Annotated in this window: 14 protein-coding genes; 4 read left to right on the forward strand and 10 right to left on the reverse strand. The window is 72.0% G+C overall.

Annotation, left to right across the window (positions count from 1 at the left end; genetic code table 11):
- Positions 1 to 75 precede the first annotated feature (75 nt).
- Entirely contained in the window at positions 76 to 309 is a 234-nt protein-coding gene (locus E0H26_RS09050) for a hypothetical protein (protein ID WP_131303091.1), read from the reverse strand.
- A gap of 365 nt (positions 310 to 674) precedes the next feature.
- Between E0H26_RS09050 and E0H26_RS09055 the strand changes: the two genes are divergently transcribed.
- Positions 675 to 1,631 (forward strand): hypothetical protein, encoded by a 957-nt coding sequence (locus E0H26_RS09055; RefSeq protein ID WP_131303092.1) that lies wholly within the window; start codon positions 675 to 677, stop codon positions 1,629 to 1,631.
- 198 nt (positions 1,632 to 1,829) lie between these two features.
- Positions 1,830 to 2,369, forward strand: a complete 540-nt coding sequence (locus E0H26_RS09060; protein ID WP_131303093.1) for a hypothetical protein — start codon at positions 1,830 to 1,832, stop codon at positions 2,367 to 2,369.
- A 223-nt stretch (positions 2,370 to 2,592) separates the two neighbouring features.
- Here the strand turns inward: E0H26_RS09060 and E0H26_RS09065 are convergent, their stop codons facing one another.
- The 9 genes from E0H26_RS09065 to E0H26_RS09105 form a co-directional block, all read right to left on the reverse strand.
- Positions 2,593 to 3,321: an HD domain-containing protein gene (locus E0H26_RS09065; protein WP_131303094.1), complete on the reverse strand. Its 729-nt coding sequence runs from the start codon at positions 3,319 to 3,321 to the stop codon at positions 2,593 to 2,595.
- A gap of 380 nt (positions 3,322 to 3,701) precedes the next feature.
- Positions 3,702 to 6,551, reverse strand: a complete 2,850-nt coding sequence (locus E0H26_RS09070; protein WP_240742083.1) for an AAA domain-containing protein — start codon at positions 6,549 to 6,551, stop codon at positions 3,702 to 3,704.
- Positions 6,552 to 6,745: 194 nt separating this feature from the next.
- Positions 6,746 to 8,308 carry a pectate lyase family protein gene (locus E0H26_RS09075; RefSeq protein WP_131303095.1) on the reverse strand — a complete coding sequence of 521 codons (1,563 nt, stop codon included), beginning with the start codon at positions 8,306 to 8,308 and terminating at the stop codon, positions 6,746 to 6,748.
- 113 nt (positions 8,309 to 8,421) lie between these two features.
- Positions 8,422 to 9,810: a pectate lyase family protein gene (locus E0H26_RS09080; RefSeq protein ID WP_131303096.1), complete on the reverse strand. Its 1,389-nt coding sequence runs from the start codon at positions 9,808 to 9,810 to the stop codon at positions 8,422 to 8,424.
- A 212-nt stretch (positions 9,811 to 10,022) separates the two neighbouring features.
- Complete coding sequence (locus E0H26_RS09085) at positions 10,023 to 11,273, reverse strand: Gfo/Idh/MocA family protein (protein WP_131303097.1); 1,251 nt, start codon at positions 11,271 to 11,273, stop codon at positions 10,023 to 10,025.
- Positions 11,270 to 12,757: a mannitol dehydrogenase family protein gene (locus tag E0H26_RS09090; RefSeq protein ID WP_131303098.1), complete on the reverse strand. Its 1,488-nt coding sequence runs from the start codon at positions 12,755 to 12,757 to the stop codon at positions 11,270 to 11,272. Before E0H26_RS09090 ends, E0H26_RS09085 begins: the two co-directional genes overlap by 4 nt.
- Positions 12,748 to 14,049 (reverse strand): enolase C-terminal domain-like protein, encoded by a 1,302-nt coding sequence (locus tag E0H26_RS09095; RefSeq protein WP_131303099.1) that lies wholly within the window; start codon positions 14,047 to 14,049, stop codon positions 12,748 to 12,750. The genes E0H26_RS09090 and E0H26_RS09095 overlap by 10 nt, the downstream gene beginning before the upstream one ends.
- A complete protein-coding gene (gene uxaC, locus E0H26_RS09100) occupies positions 14,046 to 15,473 on the reverse strand; it encodes a glucuronate isomerase (protein WP_131303100.1) in 1,428 nt (475 codons plus the stop codon). Before uxaC ends, E0H26_RS09095 begins: the two co-directional genes overlap by 4 nt.
- Before the next feature lie 24 nt (positions 15,474 to 15,497).
- A complete protein-coding gene (locus tag E0H26_RS09105; protein ID WP_131303101.1) occupies positions 15,498 to 16,826 on the reverse strand; it encodes a Gfo/Idh/MocA family protein in 1,329 nt (442 codons plus the stop codon).
- A gap of 237 nt (positions 16,827 to 17,063) precedes the next feature.
- Between E0H26_RS09105 and E0H26_RS09110 the strand changes: the two genes are divergently transcribed.
- Together E0H26_RS09110 and E0H26_RS09115 are read left to right on the forward strand one after the other, a co-directional pair.
- A complete protein-coding gene (locus tag E0H26_RS09110; RefSeq protein WP_131303102.1) occupies positions 17,064 to 18,197 on the forward strand; it encodes a LacI family DNA-binding transcriptional regulator in 1,134 nt (377 codons plus the stop codon).
- A gap of 19 nt (positions 18,198 to 18,216) precedes the next feature.
- Positions 18,217 to 19,554: an ABC transporter substrate-binding protein gene (locus E0H26_RS09115; protein ID WP_131303103.1), complete on the forward strand. Its 1,338-nt coding sequence runs from the start codon at positions 18,217 to 18,219 to the stop codon at positions 19,552 to 19,554.
- Positions 19,555 to 19,563 lie beyond the last annotated feature (9 nt).

The raw sequence follows: 19,563 nt of genomic DNA on the forward strand, positions 1-19,563 counted from the left end.
ATTTCCATCCATCGAAGTATCGATAATGCGGACGCCCCGGAACCGCGTTCCGGGGCGTCCGATCGGCGTACCCCGTCAGGTCTCGTCGGCGGCGCGCCGCCGGTCCGCCTCGGCGTCGGCGGCGCCCACCGGGGTCGGGTCGGTGTCCCGCCGCGCGCCGCTCAGGTCGACGTCGGCGCCGGCCCGAGCGGCGTCGGCCGCCGCGTCGTCCGCGCCCACCAGCTCGCCCGCGCCCGCCTCGCCGTCGTCCTCGACCAGCTTGCCCGCCGCGGTGACCGCGATCGGGGTGTACCTGGGATCGGTCGTCATCTCGTCCTCCTCCTCGCCGGTGTCCCGTCAGGTACCCGCCGGGCGCTCCGACCACACGGGACGAGCGATGGACGGCCGTCGGCGCCGGCCGCGTCGCCACCCTGGCGGATCGGCCGCCGGCTTCCGGCTGGTTGTCCTATGGCAAACACCACACTGCGTCCGGCCGCTGTGCCCCATTCGTCCGTACGGATGGCCTTCGGTGTAGCGCCCCGCGCCGGATCCGGTACCGACGGTGGTGGATGTGGCGTCCGGCGTGCCCACGGTACGGAATCCCGTCGGCGAGACCCGCGCGCTGGTTTGCACCGGTCACTACCCTGGCCTTGATCATGTGCCAGTGAACCTCTCGACTTTGACAAGGGCCACACATGAGTGACAGTTACCCGCCGTACGGGGGGCAGCCGGATCCGAACGCTGCCGCGTGGGGCACCCCGCCCGGATCCCCGGTCGGCCAGCCACTTCCGCCCGGTTCCCCGGTCGGTCAACCGCTTCCGCCCGGTTCCCCGGTCGGTCAACCGCTTCCGCCCGGCTCGCCGGTCGGCCAGTCCGGGTACCCGCCGCAGTTCGGGGCGCCGGTCCCGCCGCCACCGCCGCCGTACGGTGCCCCGGCGCCGAAGTCCTCGAAGACCGGGCTCTGGCTGGGGCTGGGCATCGGCGCCGCGGTGATGGCGGTGCTGGTCGCCTGCGGCGGCACCATCGGCTACTTCATGCTCGCCGCTGACGACGACGAGTCGACCCCGGTGGCAACCGGACCGAGCAGCCCGCCCACCGGCCCCGACGCCCCGGACGCTCCCTCCGCGGCGCCCCCGGCCGAGCCACAGTCTGACAACAACAACGCGATCACCGCCCGCAACTCCAGCGACATGTCGGCGGTGTGCGAGGGCAGCCCCATCCTCAACGCCGCGCCGTACACGGCGGCGAAGGACGCCAAGGTCTACACCTTCGCCAACTCACCCGACCGTCCCCAGTCCTGGCTGAGCAAGTCGGCCGGCTACAACAAGCCGTACTACGCCAAGACCGCGGACTGGGCCACCGTCTCGGTGGTCGGCTGCCTCGCCTTCGAGCAGGGCAGCGAGGGCGAGGCACGCAAGTGCGAGTACAACGACCGCGACGACAAGAAGGTCACCGTCGACTACGTCTCCTCGCGCTACACGCTGACCTTCCACGCCGCCAAGACCGGCGAGAAGATCGGTGACGGTGGACGGATCAACGCTCCGGCGGTCCGTTGCCCGAGCTTCATCTCCTACAACAAGGAGACCATGAAGGCGTACGCCCAGCCGGACAGCGGCGCCATCGAGCTGGCGCTGGACAAGTTCACCTCCTGAGCTGGCGTGACGCGGCGGGGGTCCGGTAACGGACCCCCGCCGCCCCGCGAGGAGTCTCGGCCCCGCCACGGTCGTTACCGCCGGCCCCGCCACGTCGGCGGGAGCGTCAGCCGACCCCTGCTCGCCGGACCGGGCGGTCCAGTCGACCCCTGCTCGCCGGACCCGACAGTCTTGCCGGTGGCTGGCAGGCTGGGCGCCATGGGGAACATCGTCGTGCAGTTGCCCGCCCTGATCGGTGTGCTGGTCGGCACCGTGGGGACGATCGTGGCCACGTCGCTCGCCGACCGCGCCCGGTGGCGTCGGCGCCAGACGGTGCGCTGGGACGAGCGGCGGCTCGACGCGTACGCCGAGTTCGCCCGCGTGCTCAAGGAGGTGCACACCATCGCCAGCCGGCTGATCGGCGGCTACCTCGACCGGGACCAGGAACTCGCCGCGCTGACCGAGGCCAGTTTCCGGCACACCATCGCCTGGGAGAACGTACTGCTGCTCGGCGATGCTCCGACGGTGGCCGCCGCCCGGGCCTGGCGCGACGCGGTCTGGGAGATCGAGCGCCGCGCGCGCGGCGGTTCCCCCGTGGACGAGTTGCCCGACCTGCTGCATCGCGCCAACGAGGCACGGGACGAGTTCTACGGCGCGGCGCGCGGCGGCCTCGGCGTCGGCGGCGGCTCGGTCGCCCAGGCCACCCTGCTATCGAGCCGGCTCCGGCCAACCCACACCAGCCCACCGACCCAACGCTGACCCGCTGGCGAGTCCGCTCTGCCCGAGCCACACCAGCCGGCCCACGCAATGCCGACCCGCTGTGAGCCGGGCTTCGTGGCGCGCAACGCCGGCTGGCGCGATGCTGACCTGCTGGGGAGTCGGCTCGGCCCGCGCCACACCGGCCGGCTGCCGCACTGCTGACCCGCTGGCGGGTTGGGCTCCATCCCGCGCCACGCCGGCTGGCTGGCTGGTGCTGAAGCGGTCAGGCTCGGTGGGCGGGCTGGTCGAGGATGGCGCTGAACCGCTCCTCGGCCAGGTCGAGCTGGTCGAGGATGTGCTCGCGTACCGGCCCGGACAGGGGAGTGTCGGGGCGGGTGACCAGGTCACGGAAGACCGGCACCAGGGGCCGGTACTTGCGAGCCAACGCCTCGACCTTCGGCCCGACCGAGTGGATGACGCCGACCCCGTTGTCGGTGAAGTCGGAAACCTTGATCACCCGCGCCCACGGCTCCCGGTCCAGGCTGGCCACGATGTGCTCGCGGTACTGCTCGTTACGGTCGCGGTCCGGATCCCACGGTGGATTCGTCACGGCCGCGACCAGCCCCGCCACCCGGGTACCGAACCGCTCGGCGAGCACCGCCAACGCCGCCGCGATCTGGTCCTCGTGGCCTGCCTCGCCGGCCAGTTGCGCCGGATGGTCCTCCACCGCGTCGTGCAACAGTCCGGCGACGATCACGTCGACATCGCGTACCTGATAGTGGTGCATCATCCGGATCGCCACCCGGAGCAGGTGGTTGAGGTACGGCTCCCGGGATCGCCGGTCGTCGCGGTGCAGCCCGGCGGCCAACTCCAACGCCTCGCCGAGCCGGCGCCGGGCGTCAGCGTCGAACGCCTCGCACTCCAGCCGGAACCTCTCCCGCAGACCGACCTCGCCGTGGATCTCGGTGATGGCGTGTATCGGCATGGTGGCCAGATATGGCGGCAACTCCATCCGTCTCTTATATCCCACCCCACCCCCCACCCCTCCGTCCCCCGGGCCCCGTGTTGCCGCGCCCGGATTTGTGGCAGCGGTGGCGGTCGACATCCCGACGGCGGGGTGCCATCACGGCGAGTTGATCCGGGTTCTGCCGGGAGTGTTCGTCGCGGCGCCGTTGTTGGCGGAGCGACCGGGGGAGGCGCCCGCACTCGGTCGACTCGAACCGGCCGTGGCCCGCCGCGCGGCCTGTGCCTGGGTGCGGGGCCGGGCGGCGTTCAGTCACCTCACCGCGCTCGACCTGTGGGGGCTGCGTCGCCAGTCGACCGGTGACCCGCTGCATCCTGAGCGCGCCGATCGACAGCGGCCTGCGCTGGCCCCGGGTACGCGCCGGACCGTCATGCCCTTGCCGTGCGGGCGGTGAGGTCGAGGGCGGCGCGGATCGGGTCGTTGGCCCAGTGGGTGGCGAACACGTCGTGCCGGCGCCAGCCGGCGCGGGCGAGCGTGCGTTGCCGCTCCACGTGGGCGGCGACCCCGTCGGGATGTACCCCGCAGATCACCGCGACCGCCTCGGTGTCGTCGCCGACGCAGAGATCGATCCGCCAGCGGCCGACCGGATATCCGGCCCGGACCGGCAGCCCGAGCCGTCCGAGTTCGACGGCGAGGGCGCGAGTCCACGGGTCCGGTGCGGGGCTCTCCGGTTCCACCGACAGTGCCGGCGGTTGCCCGGCGTACCGCAGATAGTCGCCGATGATGCCCTCGGGCGCGGACAGCGACGTGACCACGGTGACATGGTTGCGGGCCCGGGTGACCAGGACGTTGAAGAGGTTCGGCTCGGCCAGGAACCGGTGCCGTGCCGGCGGGTCGTCGTCGGCCAGGCCCAGCGAGGCGAGCACCACGTCCGCCTCGCTGCCCTGGAAGGCGTGCACCGTCCCGGTACGAAGGCCCAGCCGTTCGATCTCGTCGACGTCGTACGTCGACAGCAGCGCCGTCTCGATCGCGTCCGCCTGCGCCCGGAACGGGCTGATCACCGCGATGCCACCGGCGGGTGGTCGGGTGGCCAGCGTCCGGACCAGGTCGAGTACGGCGTCCACCTCGGCCTGGTTGACGCCGTCGGTCACGGCGGCCCCGGCGACGGTCACCACGTCGATGGCGTCCTTGCGGTCGTTGCGCGGATGTCGGGTGACCAGTTCCAGCCGGTCGCGGTAGAACCGGCGGGCGGAGAACCCGATCAGGTGCGGGGCGGACCGGTAGTGCTCGCCGAGCCAGGTGACCGGTGCCGCGCCGGCCGCCACGTCGAAGGCGCTGGACCGGCGTACGTCGAGCCGGTCCGCCAGGTGGGCGAGGCCGTGCCGGTGCAGCGTGGCGGTCACGTCGGCGTCGGAGACGAAGGAGACGAACCGCAACTGCCGTGGATCGCCGGCGACCAACGCGCGCCGCGCCCGGGCCAGCACCGCGGCGGCCCGGAGCTGGTCGACGTGCGCGGCCTCGTCCAACACCACCAGGTCGAACATGCCGGCCACCGGCGGTAGGAGATCCTCCACATCGGCCACCGTGCCCACCCAGAGCGGCAGCGCCCGGACCAGGGCGTCGGCGTCCAGGCCGGCGAGCAGTTCTCGGCGACGGTTGCGTCCGGCCCGCAGGGCCGTGGCCAGGCCACCGGCGGCGCGACGGGCGTCCCCGGTCCAGCGTCGTGCGCTGGTGGCCTGGTGCCGCAGGGCCGTGCCGACCGCCTCCGCCAGCGCGGCGTCGGCCTCGGTCAGCGCCGGCCAGGCGGCGGTCAGATCCGTTCCGCCACTCGTCGCCAGGGCAGCCGTCGCCCGTACCGCCTCGGCGGCGTCCACCGCCGCCCGCAGCCGTGCCATCGCGATCTGCGGTGCGGCGCCGGTGAGCCGGCGCAGCCGCCGGGCGGCATGCGACCGGCGTAGTCGCCGCCACCAGCCGGTGCCGTCGCGGTCCACCTGCCCGATAGCGGCCCGGATCGCGGCGAGGTCGGTGCCCGGCTTGAAGACCGCCGGGGCGTCGTGGCTCAGGGCGGGCAGCAGCGGTTGCCAGCCGGGCAGGGTGGCGGCGATCCGCTCCTGCTCCAGGGCGGCGGCGATGCCGGCCCGGACGGCGGCGACCCGGTGCTGGGCCGCTGTCACGGCGGCCTCGTCGGCGCGCAACTGGGCGTCGCTCGCGCCGGCCGGCACCCCGGCGGCGAGTTCGGTGGCCACCGCGTCGCGTCGTTCGGCGTCCCCGAAGAGCACCGGGGGTGGCCCCGGATGCCGACGCAGCAGTTCGCCCAACACCTCGGCGGCGTGCACCGACTGCGTCGCCACCAGCACCGAGCCGCCCCGGGCCACGGTGTCGAGCGCGGCGGCGACCAGGGCGTGGCTCTTGCCGTTGCCCGGTGCACCGGAGACCACCACCACGGGCTCGGTCCGGGTCCGGCGGATCACGTCCCGCTGGGCGGCGTTCAGCGGCAGCGGCGACAGCACGTCGTCGTCATCGCCCCCGTCGCCGTCGGCGGGTGCGCCGGCCGTCGCGGAGCTGCCCAGGTAGAGCCCGCTCAGCGCGGTGTCCGTCAACCCGGGGCGGCCCGCCCAGTTCAGCAGGGTGTCCCGCAGCCGGCCGGCGTACACGTCTCGGGTCACGTAGAGCGCCGCCGCGGCGACGCCGGTGAGAACCGCGTCGTCGACGCTGCCGGGCGGCCGTGCGACGACCCGGTCGACCTTCAGGCCGGCGGCCTCGGCCGCCGCGATCAGCCAGGCGGTGGTGCCGGGCGCGGTCAGCCAGCCGGGCCCGGCGAGCCCGGGTGCGGCCTCCAGTTGGGCGGCGAGGTCGCGGTCGGAGATCAGGGCGGTCAGTTCGAGGTCTCCGGCGGGTACGACCCGGTAGCCGCGCCGGCCGCGTTCCAGGCGTACCGGCTGGGCCAGCAGCGGCAGCCGGACCCGGCGTCGGCCGCCGTCGAGATCCGCGCTGCCGACCACGAAGGCCAGTCCACGGCGCAGGATGCGCTCGTCGCGGTGCAGCGCGTCCAGGGCGGCCAGGCGGTCCAGCCGGGCGCCGCGTGGACCCCGGTCCGGCTCCGGTAACCAGACCAGGGGCCGGCCGGTGCCGGACACGTCGAGGACCCGCTCAGCACCGGCCGGGGCCAGGTCGGCGAGCGCGGTGAGGATGATCGCCGGGTCCATCGTCCGCAGATTCTGCCGTACGCCGCAGCGCCGTCCCATCGGACGTAGCTGCTCCCGCCGGACGTAGCCCACCCCCGTCGGGCGTAGCCCACCCCCGTCGGGCGTAGCCCCTGCCCACCTTTGCTCTGCTTCAACCGACGCAACGCGATCGCCTGCGAACCGGTGCGTGGGTTGAAGCAGAGCAAAGGGCGCAAGGGTGGGGGCCGTCGGGTGTCGACGGCCCCCACTGGTGCGGCGTGCCGGCCGGCTTGGTCGGCGCGCGGGTGTTAACTCGCGTAGGTCTCGAACTCGGCGATCCTCGGGGTACCCGACGAACTGGTGATGTCGAAGGTGATCTTCCGCAGCGAGGTGGCGGTGAAGCTGATCACGCCCGCCGTGCTGCCGGTGGCCAGGACCGCGCCGGTGTCATGGTTGATTACCCGCCAGGACCGGACGTTGCCGACCGAGCCGGACGCCTCGCGGATGTTGATTTTGGCTACTCGGGTGGCCGTGCCCCACTTGATCGAGATCTGGCCGGTCGCGCCGGACGGGGACCAGGCGGTGCTCATGTTGCCGTCCCGCACGTCGCCGTAGCTCGTGCCACTGGCCTTGCTGGAGCCGTCGGAGTCGGCGCCGAGGCTCAGGTTGGTGCCGCTCGGCTGGCTCGGCGTCGGCGTGGGGTTGCTCGTCGGCGGCGGGGTCGTGCTGGTCGGCCCCGGCGTCGGGCTGCTCGTCGGGTTCGTCGGCGTGCAGTTGCCGTTCGACCTCCGGATGCCCTTGTTGGCGCCGGCGGTCTGGCTGACGATGTTCGGTACGCAGCTGGCCGCGTCGAGGCTGTAGGCGTACGGGATGCTGACGCTGGTGTTGGACGTGGGGTTCGGGCCGGCGGGGTTGTTGTCGCTGCTGCGGCTGGACCAGGTGACGTTGTCGAAGGTGTTGCCGCTGACCTGCCAGTAGCCCGCCTGGTTGGTGTAGAAGGTGCCCAGGACGTCCTTGGAGTTGCGGAAGTAGTTGTTGTCCACCTTGGCGCGGGCCCCGGCACGGGAGTTGATGCCGGATTCGCGGATGCTCACGTAGTGGTTGTTGAAGATGTGCGCCGTGCCGCCGCGCAGCAGCGGTACCCGGGAGTCGAGGTTCTCGTACAGGTTGTGGTGGAACGTGATGAAGTCGTTGGACAGGTCGGTCTCGCTGGATCCGATCAGCCCGCCACGCCCGGAGTTGCGCAGGATGCTGTACGACAACGTGACGTACTGGGTGTTGTTCTTCATGTCGAACAGGCCGTCGAAGCCCTCCGACTCGCCACCCGAGGCTTCCAGCGTGACGTGATCGACCCAGACGTTACGGACGTTGGCCTCCATGCCGATGGCGTCGCCGCCGTTGGAGACGGGAGAGCCCGACTTCTTGACGTTCCGGACGGTCACGTTCTGGATCACGATGTTGCTGGCTTCGCGGATGTGGATGCCGATCTGGTCGAAGAGGGCTCCGTTGCCGACACCGAGGATCGTGACGTTGCTGATCTGCTTGAGTTCGATCACGTCGGCGGCGGTGTTGCAGCTGCCGCCGGAGACCTTGGTGGTGTTGCCGTGGTTGATGGTTCCCTCGACCTGGATGATGATCGGGGTGCTGCTGCTGGCCCGGTTGCACAGGGCGGCGTGGATCTGCGTACCGGTGGTGGCGCGTACCGTCTGCCCGCCGTTGCCGCCGGTGGTCCCACCGTTGCGGCTCGCGAAGCCGGTGGCGGTGCCGACGGCCGCCGACGCCTGCGGGGTCGTGACGGCCACGCAGACGGCCGCTCCGGTGGCCGTGGTGGCCAGCGCCGCCAGGAGCCGCAGTGCGACTTTTCGTCTCATTCCTGTTCACCTTCCTTGCCATAGTTGGTGGTGGTTCTTGCAAGGAGGGGCCCCTGTTAACGCCTCCTGTAGAGGAGGGGCCCCTTCTTAACAGCAGCGGTGCGCCGGGCCGGCTACAGCGGCAGGCGGTCGGCGCCGGCGAGTGGGCCGACGACCAGCGGCACCAGCGGTGCCGGCAGCACCGGACCGTGCCGCAGCGTGGGCGTCCAGCCGGCGTCCGGGCTCAGGTCGGGGTCGTGTGCCGCGTTGTACGCGCCGACCAGGTCGACCGGTCGCGGTAGCCCGCCCGCCGGCTTGACCCAGTTGCCCCGGGTGGTGACTGCGGTGCCGCCCCAGTCGTAGAGCAGGTCGGCGGCGGTGATGCCGGCGCCGAGCGTGAAGTGGTTGTTCTCCGCGTACACCGCGGACTGCACGCCGACGCCGATGGCGTACTCGAAGCCGTCGCCGCCCAGCCGGTAGGCGTTGTTGTAGAGGTCGACCTGACCGAAGCGGACCCGGGGCAGCCGTTGCAGCGACCCGTCGAACAGGTTGTGGTGCAGGGTGACGTTGAGCCGGCCGACGTCCGGGCCGACGGTGTTGGACGAGCCGATCAGCATCAGCTTGTCCCGCCCGTCGAACCGGTTCCAGGAGGCGGTGACCAGGCTGGCGGTGTGGGTGATGTCCAGCGACCCGTCGTGCACCTGGTAGGGACGTCCGAAGTGGACGGGCTGGGCGCTGTCCGGGTTGTCGCCGTCGGTGAAGGTGTTGTGGTCGACCCAGACGTTCTCGCTGCGGCGCACCGAGACCTGGTCGTACTGGGAGTTCCAGTTACCGGTGTCGCCGTCGGTGGGGGACCAGGCGGGGAAGCAGTCCCGGGCGTCGTCGAAGGTGATGTTGCGGACGATCACGTTCGAGGCCCGGTCGATCATCAGGGTGAGGCCGGTCAGCCGCGCCCCGCGCAGCCCGACGATTGTGGTGTTCGAGCCGACGTTGATCTGCGTGTGCCGGGTCTGGTTGGTCACCGACCGGACCCGCGCCTCCTCCACCGGCCCGCTCGGCGCCACCCGACCCCACACCGCCGGGTCGTACGCGGCCAGGTACGCCTCCAGCGAGTACCCGGGTGCGGCCAGGTCCGTGCAGTCGAGCAGCTTGCCGTCGGCGCCCTCGAACCCGTCGATGGTGCCCCTGACGTACACGATCTTGGGTGTGGTGTTGCCGGCGTTGGTGGCGTTGTCGCCACCGAGCGCGGCGACCAGCTCGGCTCGGGTGCTGACCACGTGGACCTGGTCGGCGGTCGCGGTCGAGCCGCCGGTGGTGCCCGGCCCGGCGGCGGCCCAGCCGTCGCCGGCCGGCAGCGCCTGCCGGCCGAGCTGGCGGGCCAGTGCGGACAACGCCCCCACACCGCGCTCCTGGGCGGGCGAGGACAGCGCCGGGGTGCCGGTCCTGGCCGATGCGTGGGCGGGGGCGGGGGCAGCGGTCAAGGTGAGTGTGATCAATGCCGCGCTGGCGGCGATTCTGCGCATTGCGTGGTCCGTTCCTTCGTTTGTGTTTCTCGTTTGTAACGAAGGTTACGGATAGCGTTTTATGGCGGTCAATATTATTGATATGCAGGTTTGTTGCAGTAAATGTGATCGGCCGGCATTGCCCCGACCTGTCCCGGTCGGGAAACTGCTGCTCATCGCCGCTGCGCCAGTCCAGCTCGGACCGACGATTTGTAGCCCGGTTGCGGTACCTCCTATTCCGATGTCATCCGCTCCGCCGGTGCGGGCGGGTCCGGCGCGGGGGTCTGCCAGGGCGCGACGGCCCACGCCACCCCCGACTCGGATGGCAGTTCGCCGTGCTCGGCGGCCCGGCGCAGCACCTCGTTGACGCCCCGGATGCGCAGCACCCGCTGCGCGCCCTCGCCGACCGCGTCGACCAGGCCGCCGCCGAGCAGCGTCGGCTCGGGCGCCGCCTGTAGCGCGGTCAGCACCGCCGTGAACGGGGCGGTCCGGGCCAGCGGTGCGATCAGCGCAACCCGGTGGTCGGCCCGATGGGCGAGCAGGTTCTCCAGCAGCCCCCGCCGGCCGGGCACCTCGCGCGGGCCCGGATCGCCGGGCAACGACAGCCGGTCGGTCGGGTACTCCAGCACCGCCCGGCCGGCACTGCCGGTGACGATCACTTCCCCGGCGACGAAGTCCTCCCCGGCCAGGGTCACCGCGGCCACGATCGGTGGACCGACCGCCGGTCGCAGCCGTAGCACCGCCGTGTCGTCGACCTCGATCGGTCGCACCCGGTACCGCTCCACCTCGATGCGGGCCGGATCCACCGGGTGGCCGGTGACCGCCTCGGCGACCGCCAGGCACTGCATGACCGCATGTGCCAACGGGTTGGCCAGCGCGCCGTCGAGCACCGGCCGGCCGTCGAGGTGACGCCGGCCGGCCCATGGGGCGCGGGCGTAGTACGCGTCCGGCCGTTGCCAGGCCGCGACGGTCGCGATGCCGGTGACCGTACCGAGCCGGCCCGCGCTCACCGCGTCGGTGAGCGCGGTGAGTGCCGCCGAGCCGAGCGCCTGGAACCCGACCTGCGCCACCCGGCCGGTGCTGGCCAACGCGTCGGCCAGTTCCTCGTGTTCGGTGCTGGACAGCACCGGTGGCTTCTCCAGCAGCAGGTCGGCACCGGCGGCCACCGCGTCCCGGGCGATCGACAGATGGGTGTGCGGTGGGGTGCAGATCACCACCACGTCCGGCGCGACCTCGGCGAGCATCGTCCGGTGGTCGGTGAAGACCCGGGTGCCGGCCGGCACCGGCGCGGCCGGCTCCTCCTCGATCGGCCGGGGATCGACCAGGGCGACCAGCCGCAGCCGCCCCGCGACGTGCAGCGGGCCGATCACCCGCCGGTGCCAGCGACCGTGCCCGTTGGCCCCGATCAGTGCCACGCGTGCGGTGTTAATAGGGGGCCCTTCCTCTACACCAGGCGTTAATAAGGTGCCCTTCCTTACGTTCATGCCGCGCTGGTGAGGGTTGCGCGGGTGCCGTGGCGGGTGAGGTCGGCGAGCCAGGCGGTCACGTCGGCGCGGACCGTCTCGTCGGCGGCCACCTCGGGCGGCACGACCTCGTCGAGGGCGAACACCGCCGCCACCGTGTCGGCGGGGGACGCGGCGCCGGCCAGGGCGGTCCGGATGCGGTCCGCGAGCGGGTCGTCCAGGGGCAGCGTACGGCCGTCGTCGGCGGTGCCCTGGGCGAACCGGATCCAGGCGGCGACGACCAGCGCCGCCCAGCGTGCCGAACGGCCGGCGGCCCGCAGGTCGGCGACGGTGTGCAGGATCCGCTGCGGCAGCTTCTGCGAGCCGTCCATCGCCACCTGGAGCGTGCGGTGCCGGATGGCCGGGTTGCCGAAGCGTGCCAGCACCTGTTCGCCGTAGGCCACCACGTCGACGTCGTCCGGCGGGGTGAAGCTGGCCGCCACGTCCTCGGCGATCAGCCGGCGCAGCACGGTGGCCAGGTGGGGCAGCGCGAGGGCGTCCGCGATCGTCTCGCAACCGGCCAGCGCGCCGAGGTACGCGGCGGCCGAGTGCACCCCGTTGAGCGTACGCAGTTTCAGCCGCTCCCACGGCCCGGCGTCGGCGCAGAGCACCGCGCCGGCCTGTTCCCAGGCCGGCCGGCCGCCGGGAAAGTCGTCCTCGATGACCCACTGGGTGTACGGCTCGGCCGCCACTGCCGCGAGATCCTCGACCCCGAGCGCCCGCCGGGCCGCCGACAGGGTTTCCGCCGTGCTGGCCGGGACGATCCGGTCCACCATCGTGCCCGGGAAGCCGACCTGCGCGCCGACCCAGTCGACGGCCGGTTGCGGTGCGCCCGCGTACGCCAGGGCGTGGCTGACCAGGCCGCGTAGCCGGCGGCCGTTGGCGGGCAGGTTGTCGCAGCTGACCAGGGCGATCGGCCCGGCGTCGGCGGCGGCCCGGGCCAGCAGTCCGCGCACCAGCAACCCCGGCACGGTGGCCGGCGGTCGGTCGGTGGTCAGGTCGGCCACCAGCGCCGGATCCGGGCGCAGCGTCCCGCCGGCCGGGTCGAGCTGGTACGCCTTCTCCGTCACCGTGAGCGTGACCACCCGGATCGCCGGGTCGGCCAGCAGCGCCACCACCGCCTGCGGGTCGGCCGTGGCCAGCCGCACCCCGGCCAGCGCCCCGATCACCCGGGTGTGCTGGTCGGCCGCCGACAGGGTGCTGACGCTGAACAGGTTGTCCTGCGCGGTCAGCACCCGGACCAGTTCGGCGTTGCGCGGTGCCACCCCGACGACGCCCCAGTCCCCGCCGGCCCGGGCCACCGCCTGCTCGGTGTAGACCGCCTGGTGGGCCCGGTGGAACGCGCCGAGTCCCAGGTGGACCATGCCGACCGGCACGGTGCCGGGGCGCACCAGTGGACGGGCGTCGATTGGCAGTCGGCGCAGCGCCCCGAGGTCGAGCCGGGACGCGCCCACGGTCACCGCCATGCCGGGCCGTCCGGGAAGCCGAAGGTGGCGATCGACTCGGGGTGCATGGTGGCGCTGTACCCGGGCTCGGTCGGCAGCAGGTATCGCCCGTCGCGGGTGCGTACCGGGTCGACGAAGTGTTCGTGCAGGTGGTCGACGTACTCCACCATCCGGCCGTCGAGGCTGGTGCCCACCCGCAGGTAGTCGAAGATCGCCAGGTGCTGGACGTACTCGCAGAGCCCGACCCCACCGGCGTGCGGGCAGATCGGCACCCCGAACTTCGCGGCCAGCAGGATCTCGGCGAGCACCTCGTTGACCCCGCCGACCCGGCAGGCGTCGATCTGCATCACGCCGATCGCCTCGGCCTGCAACAACTGCTTGAAGATGACCTTGTTGGCGGCCACCTCGCCGGTGGCCACCCGGCACCGCCCGCCGGTCAGCTCGGTCACCGCGCGGGCGATCCGGGCGTGGCCGAGGATGTCGTCGGCGTGCGTCGGCTCCTCGATCCAGTACGGGTCGACCTCGGCCAGCGCCGTCATGTTGGTGATCGCCTCGTCGACGTCCCACACCTGGTTGGCGTCCATCATCAGCAGCGCGTCCGGGCCGATCTCCGCCCGGATGATCCGGGCCCGCCGCAGGTCGTCGGCGGGCGGCCCGCCGACCTTCATCTTCATCGCCCGCCAGCCCTGCGCGTACGCCGCGCGGGTCAGTGCCCGCACCTTGTCGTCGGGGTAACCCAGCCAACCCACCGACGTGGTGTACGACGGGAAACCATCGCGCTCCAGCACGGCCAGCCGGTCGGCGAGCCCGTCGCGTCCCTTGTCCAGGATGGCGGTCGCCTCGTCGGCGGTGAGCGCGTCGGTGATGTGCCGGAAGTCGACGTTGGCCACCAGCTCCTCGGTGGACAACTCGGCCAGGTAGCGCCACATCGGCTTGCCGGCGAGCTTGGCCCGCAGATCCCACACCGCGTTGACCAGCGCGCCGGTGGCCATGTGGATGACCCCCTTCTCCGGGCCCAGCCAGCGCAGTTGGACGTCGGCGACGAGGGAGCGCCAGAAGACCACCGGCTCGGCGGTGATCTCGGCGACGGTACGACCGACCACGTGGTGGGCCAGGGCGCGTACCGCCGCGCAGGTGATCTCGTTGCCGCGGCCGTTGGTGAAGGTGAACCCGGCGCCGGTCGGACCGTCGTCGGTGCTCAGCTCGACGTAGGTGGCCGAGTAGTCACCCCGGTTGATCGCGTCGGAGCCGTCGCCGCTGGCGGCGGTGGGAAACCGCACGTCGTGCACGGTGACGTCGGTGATGGTGGTCATGAGAACTCTCCGAACTTGAAGACCTTCTTCGGCAGCCGGTACGCGAGGTCGACGATGGTCTCGGCGGCCTCGTCCATGGGCAGCCGGTGCTCGGCGACCAGCCGGGCCAGGAATCCGGCGTCGATGCGGCGGGCCACGTCGTGGCGGACCGGGATGGAGCAGAACGCGCGGGTGTCGTCGACGAACCCGGCGGTGTTGTAGAAGCCGGCGGTCTCGGTGACGGTCTCCCGGAACCGGCGCAGCACCTCGGGGGAGTCCAGGAACCACCAGGGCGCACCGAGCAGCAGGGCGGCGTACCCGCCCGCGAGGGGGGCCAGTTCCCGGGTGAAGGTGTCCTCGTCCAGGGTGTAGAGCACCACCCGCAGCCGGGGGTCGTTGCCGTAGGCGTCCAGCAGCGGCGCCAGCGCGTGCACGTACTCGGTGACCTGCGGGACGTCGCCGCCGACGTCGCGGCCGTGCCGGGCGTACAGCCACCGATTGTGGTTGCGGACCGCGCCGGGGTGCAGCTGCATGACCAGCCCGTCGTCCAGCGACATCCGGGCGAACTCCAGCAGCATGTGCGCCTGGAACGCCTCGGTGTCACCCGGTTCGGCCCGGCCCCGGCGGGCCCGGTCGAACAGCGCCGCCGCGTCCGCGCCGAGATCGACGGTACGGGCGGTGAGGTGCCCGTGGTCCGACGAGGTGGCCCCGGCGGCGATGAACGCCTCCCGGCGCGAGCGCAGCGCGGCCAGGTAGCCGGCGTACGTGCCGGTGTCCTCGCCGGTGATCTCGCCGAGCCGGTCGACGTTGGCCGCCCAGTCCCCGAACTCCAGGTCGACCACGTTGTCCGGGCGGAACGTGGTGACCACGCGGCCGCCCGGCCCGCCCCACCCGTCGGCGGCGAGCTTGGCGTGTCGGCCCAGGTCGTCCAGGGGCGACTCGGTGGTGGCCAGCACCTCGATGTTGAACCGCTCGAACAGCGCCCGGGGCCGGAAGTCGGGTTCGGCGAGCCGGGCGGCGAGGGCGTCGTACACCTCGTCGGCGGTCTGCGGCGACAGCCGGGTGTCGACGCCGAACACCTCGGTGAAGGTCTGTTCCAGCCACAGCCGCGACGGGGTGCCCCGGAACAGGTGCCAGTGCTCGGCGAAGCGGCGCCAGATCCGTCGCCCGTCGGTCTGCACCGGGGTGCCGTCGCGGGTGGGTACCCCCAGTTCGGCCGGGAGCACGCCCTGGCTGAACAGCATCCGGGTCAGGTAGTGGTCGGGCACGATGAGCAGCTGTGCCGGGTCGGGGAACGGCTGGTCCTCGGCCAGTAGTGCCGGGTCGACGTGCCCGTGCGGTGAGATGATCGGCAACCGCGCCACCAGCGCGTACAGCTCCCGGGCCAGTGCGCGTTGGCTCGGTTCGGCGGGTAGGAGCAGGTCTGGTCGGGTCGAGGTGGGCACGGGGTGCGACTCCTGGGGTAGAGGTCAGTCGAGGGTGAGCAGGTCGGCGACCCGTACGGGGGCGCCGGTGTCGAAGGACCGGTTCGCGGCCAGGCCGGTGAGCAGGGCCAACGCGCCGTCACGGGCGCTGGCCGCGCGGTGCAGCGGGTCGGGTACGCCGCCGAAGATCACCTGGGTCATCCGGGCGTCGGCTCCGCCGTGGCCGTGTCGGGTGTACCCGTCGACCTCGATGCGTCGTGGCGGGGACCAGAAGGGGCGCAGGGTCAGCGTGGCCGAGCCACCCTCGGCGGCGGCCTGGTCGCCGTGCAGGGCGGCGCCCTTGAGCGCGCCGGCCGCGGCGGGGCTGACGTACTCGCTCTCGCTGACCTCCAGTTCGAGGCGGCCCCGGCTGCCGTTGACCATCACCCGGTAGCCCTCCCAGGGCGCGTACGCGGTGAGGTGGTAGGTCATGGTGGCGCCGGTGGAGTAGGTGGCCAGCACCGCCATGTCGTCCTCGATGCTGACGCCGGGGGCGAAGACGTTGCGGTCGCGGTGGTAGCCGTCGGCGGACTCGGCGTCGAGGTACAGCTCACGCAGCCGGGGGTGCTCGGCCAGGTGCAGCGCGAACGGGTCGTCGGCGGCGTCGGGGGAGGCGTGCGCCCGGTCGTAGTCGCGGGCGTAGCCGTGCCGAAGTCCGTTCTCGCCGTAGAAGAACAGCCGACCGGCGGCGTACACCTGCACGGGTGTGGCGGAAAGCCACCAGTTGACCAGGTCGAAGTGATGGCTGGCCTTGTGCACCATCAGCCCGCCGGAGCTGGCCTTGTCGCGGTGCCAGCGGCGGAAGTAGTCGGCGCCGTGGCGGACGTCGAGCAGCCATTCGAAGTGCACCGAGCCGATCTCGCCGACCGCACCGTCGGCGAGCAGCCGCCGCAACTGCTCGTGCAACGGGTTGTAGCGGTAGTTGAAGGCGACGGTGACGCGCCGGCCGGTGCGCCGCACCGCGTCGAGGATGCGTTGGCAGCGCCGGGTGTCGGTGGTCATCGGCTTCTCGGTGACCACGTCGCAGCCGGCGTCCAGGGCGGCCACCACGTACTCGTCGTGGGTGACGTCCACCGAGGTGACCAGGACGACGTCGACTCGTTCCTTGGCCAGCATCGCGGTGAAGTCGCCAGCGTGGTACGTGGGTACGCGCGGGTGGCCGAGTTCGGCGAGCCACCGGTTGTGGGCGTCCATCCGGGCCTGGTTGACGTCGGCGAAGGCGACCAGTTCGGCGGTGTCGGCGTGGTCGCGGACCAGTGCGCGGACGAACATCTCGGCGCGGGCGCCGGTGCCGACCACGGCGTACCGGGCCGGCCTGCCGGGTTGCGGTGACACGGACCGATCCTCCTCGATCTCTGTGCAAACCTTTGCAGTGAAGTAACCACGCTCGATCGCTCGACGTCAACGGCGAGCCAGCAATCGGCGGCTTTTGCGGTAATTGATGAGTATTGGAGCGCATGGTGAGTGCTGCGCCGAAACGCAGCTGTAACCATCCGCCGTTGACACTGGAGCAACCGTTTGCATTAATTGGCGGCACCCGTGACCGCCGACACATCGACGAAGGGGGCCGCAGTGCCAGTCACGATCCGGGACGTCGCGCGGGCCTCCGGCGTACACATCTCCACCGTCTCCCGCACCTTCTCCGCACCCCACCTGGTCAACCCGGAGACGCGGGTACGGGTGCTCGCCTGCGCCGAGGATCTGGGCTATCGGCCCAACCGGGCCGCCCGCGCCCTCATCACCGGCCGTACGCACAACATCGGGCTGATCATCGCCGACATCGCCAACCCGTTCTTCCCGCCGCTGATCAAGGCGGCGGAAAGTCAGGCCCGGCACCGCGATTACCACGTCTTCGTGGCCGACACCAACGAGGACGCCGCCGCCGAGGAGGAACTCGTCCACGCCCTGGCCAAGCAGGTCGACGGGGTGCTGCTGTGCAGCCCACGGATGAGCAACAGCCTGATCGAGCAGCTCAGCCGGGAGGTTCCGCTGGTGGTGGTCAACCGCCAGTTGGCCGGTCTGCCGTGCGTGCTGATGGACGTCGGTCAGGGCGCCCGGTCGGCCATCGAGCACCTGGCCGGCCTGGGGCACCGGGAGATCGCCCTGCTCGGCGGGCCGCGTGGTTCCTGGACCAGCCGGGAACTCCGGCGGGCCGCCGGAGTGGCGGCCCGGGCGGCCGGCGCGGACCTGACCGTGCTCGGTCCCAACCCGCCCACCGAGCACGGTGGCCTGGCCCAGGCGGAGCAGGTTCGCCGGGCCGGGGTGACCGCCGTGCTCGCCTACAACGATCTGATGGCGATCGGCCTCCTGGAGGGGCTCGACGCACTCGGGGTCGCGGTGCCGGGGGAGGTGAGTGTCGTCGGGGTCGACGACATCTCACTGAGCCGGCTCACCCGCCCCAAGCTGACGACGGTGGCCACCCCGACCGCGGCCGCCGGCCGGACGGCCGTCGACATGTTGCTGCAACAGGACACCGATCTCCCGCGCACCGGGCGGGCCAGCGGTGCCGCCGCCGTGGCAGTCGGCGTCCGTCGCACCACCGCACAGGTAATGCTCCAGACCGAGTTGGTCATCCGCGACTCCACCGGACCGGGACCCTACGCCGGCCGGGAACGTTCCGGAGCCACTGCCGCAGGCCCGGGCCCGCATCGCCGTGCGGACCCGGGCGGCCCGAGAGTGGCCGCCGGTGACGTCGTCGCCTCCTAACGCCAAGGAGTGAGCGCACATGCACCCCGCAACGCACCCCACCAGCGCGCCCGACGGGCGCACCTACCGTACCCCCCTGCTGCGCCGCCGGTTGCTGCGCGGCCTGCTCGCCGCAGTGGTGGCCCTGCCCCTGGTCGGCGCCGCCGCGGCCTGCGGCGACGACGGCGCGTCCGACGGCAAGACCAAGATCTCCATCTTCTGGTGGGGCGGTGACGCCCGGGCCCAGCTCACCGCGCAGGCGCTGGAGCTCTACACCAAGAAGAACCCGGACGTCACCTTCGAGACGACCTGGCAGGCCAACCAGGGCTACTTCGACAAGCTGGCCACCCTCACCGCCGGTGGCAACCCACCGGACATCTTCCAGATCGACGACAACTTCCTCGCCGAGTACGCCGCCCGCAACGTGACCCTGGACCTGAAGAAGTACCAGGACGCAGGCGACCTCGACACCACCAAGTTCCCGCCCAGCCTGCTCCAGTACGGCGTGGTCGACGGCAAGCTCGCCGGCCTGGCCGCCGGGGAGAACACCCAGGGCCTGGTCTACAACAAGACCCTGCTGACCAAGAACGGACTGCCCGAGCCGACCACGGGGATGAGCTGGGAGGAGCACATCGCCTGGGCCGAGCAGGTCAGCAAGAAGGCCGGCGTCCCCGGCACCCAGGACCCGAGCGCGGACTACAAGGCGTTCTGGGTGTGGCTGCGCCAGCAGGGCAAGGACCTCTACGCCGGCAGCGACCTCGGCTTCACCGTCGAGGACGTGACCAAGTGGTTCGAGCTGTGGAAGGGTGCCCGGGACTCCGGCGCCACCCCGACGCCCGACGTCATCCACGAGGGCAACGCCACCGACATCACCAAGCAGCTGGTGGTGACCGGCAAGTCGGCGACCTCCTGGGTCTGGGTCAACCAGATGCCGGAGCTGAAGAAGAACACCTCCGACGAGCTGGGCGTCATCGCCTACCCAGGTGACCCGAGCGCCCAGTGGGCCCGCGCCTCGATGTACTGGTCGGTCTTCCGGGGCAGCAAGAACGCCGACCTCGCCGTCGACGTGATCAACTTCCTGGCCAACGACCCGGAGGCGGTCAAGCTGCTCGGCACCGACCGGGGCCTGCCGTCCAACATGGACCTGCGCCGGGTGGTCAGCGACGACACCACCGACCCGGCGATGAAGCAGTCCATCGAGGTCGAGAACAAGCTGGCCGAGACCTTCGGCGAGTCGCCGCAGGTGCCGATCAAGGGCCACAGCAAGGTACGCGCCGAGCTGACCAAGGCCGCCGAGAACGCGCAGTACGGCCGGGCCACCCCCGCCGAGGCAGCCGCCCAGTTCGTCGAGGCATGCAAGGCGGCCATCGCCTCCTGATCCGCCGCG

Origin of the sequence: Micromonospora zingiberis, from assembly GCF_004331455.1 — a bacterium.
Taxonomy (GTDB): domain Bacteria; phylum Actinomycetota; class Actinomycetes; order Mycobacteriales; family Micromonosporaceae; genus Micromonospora; species Micromonospora zingiberis.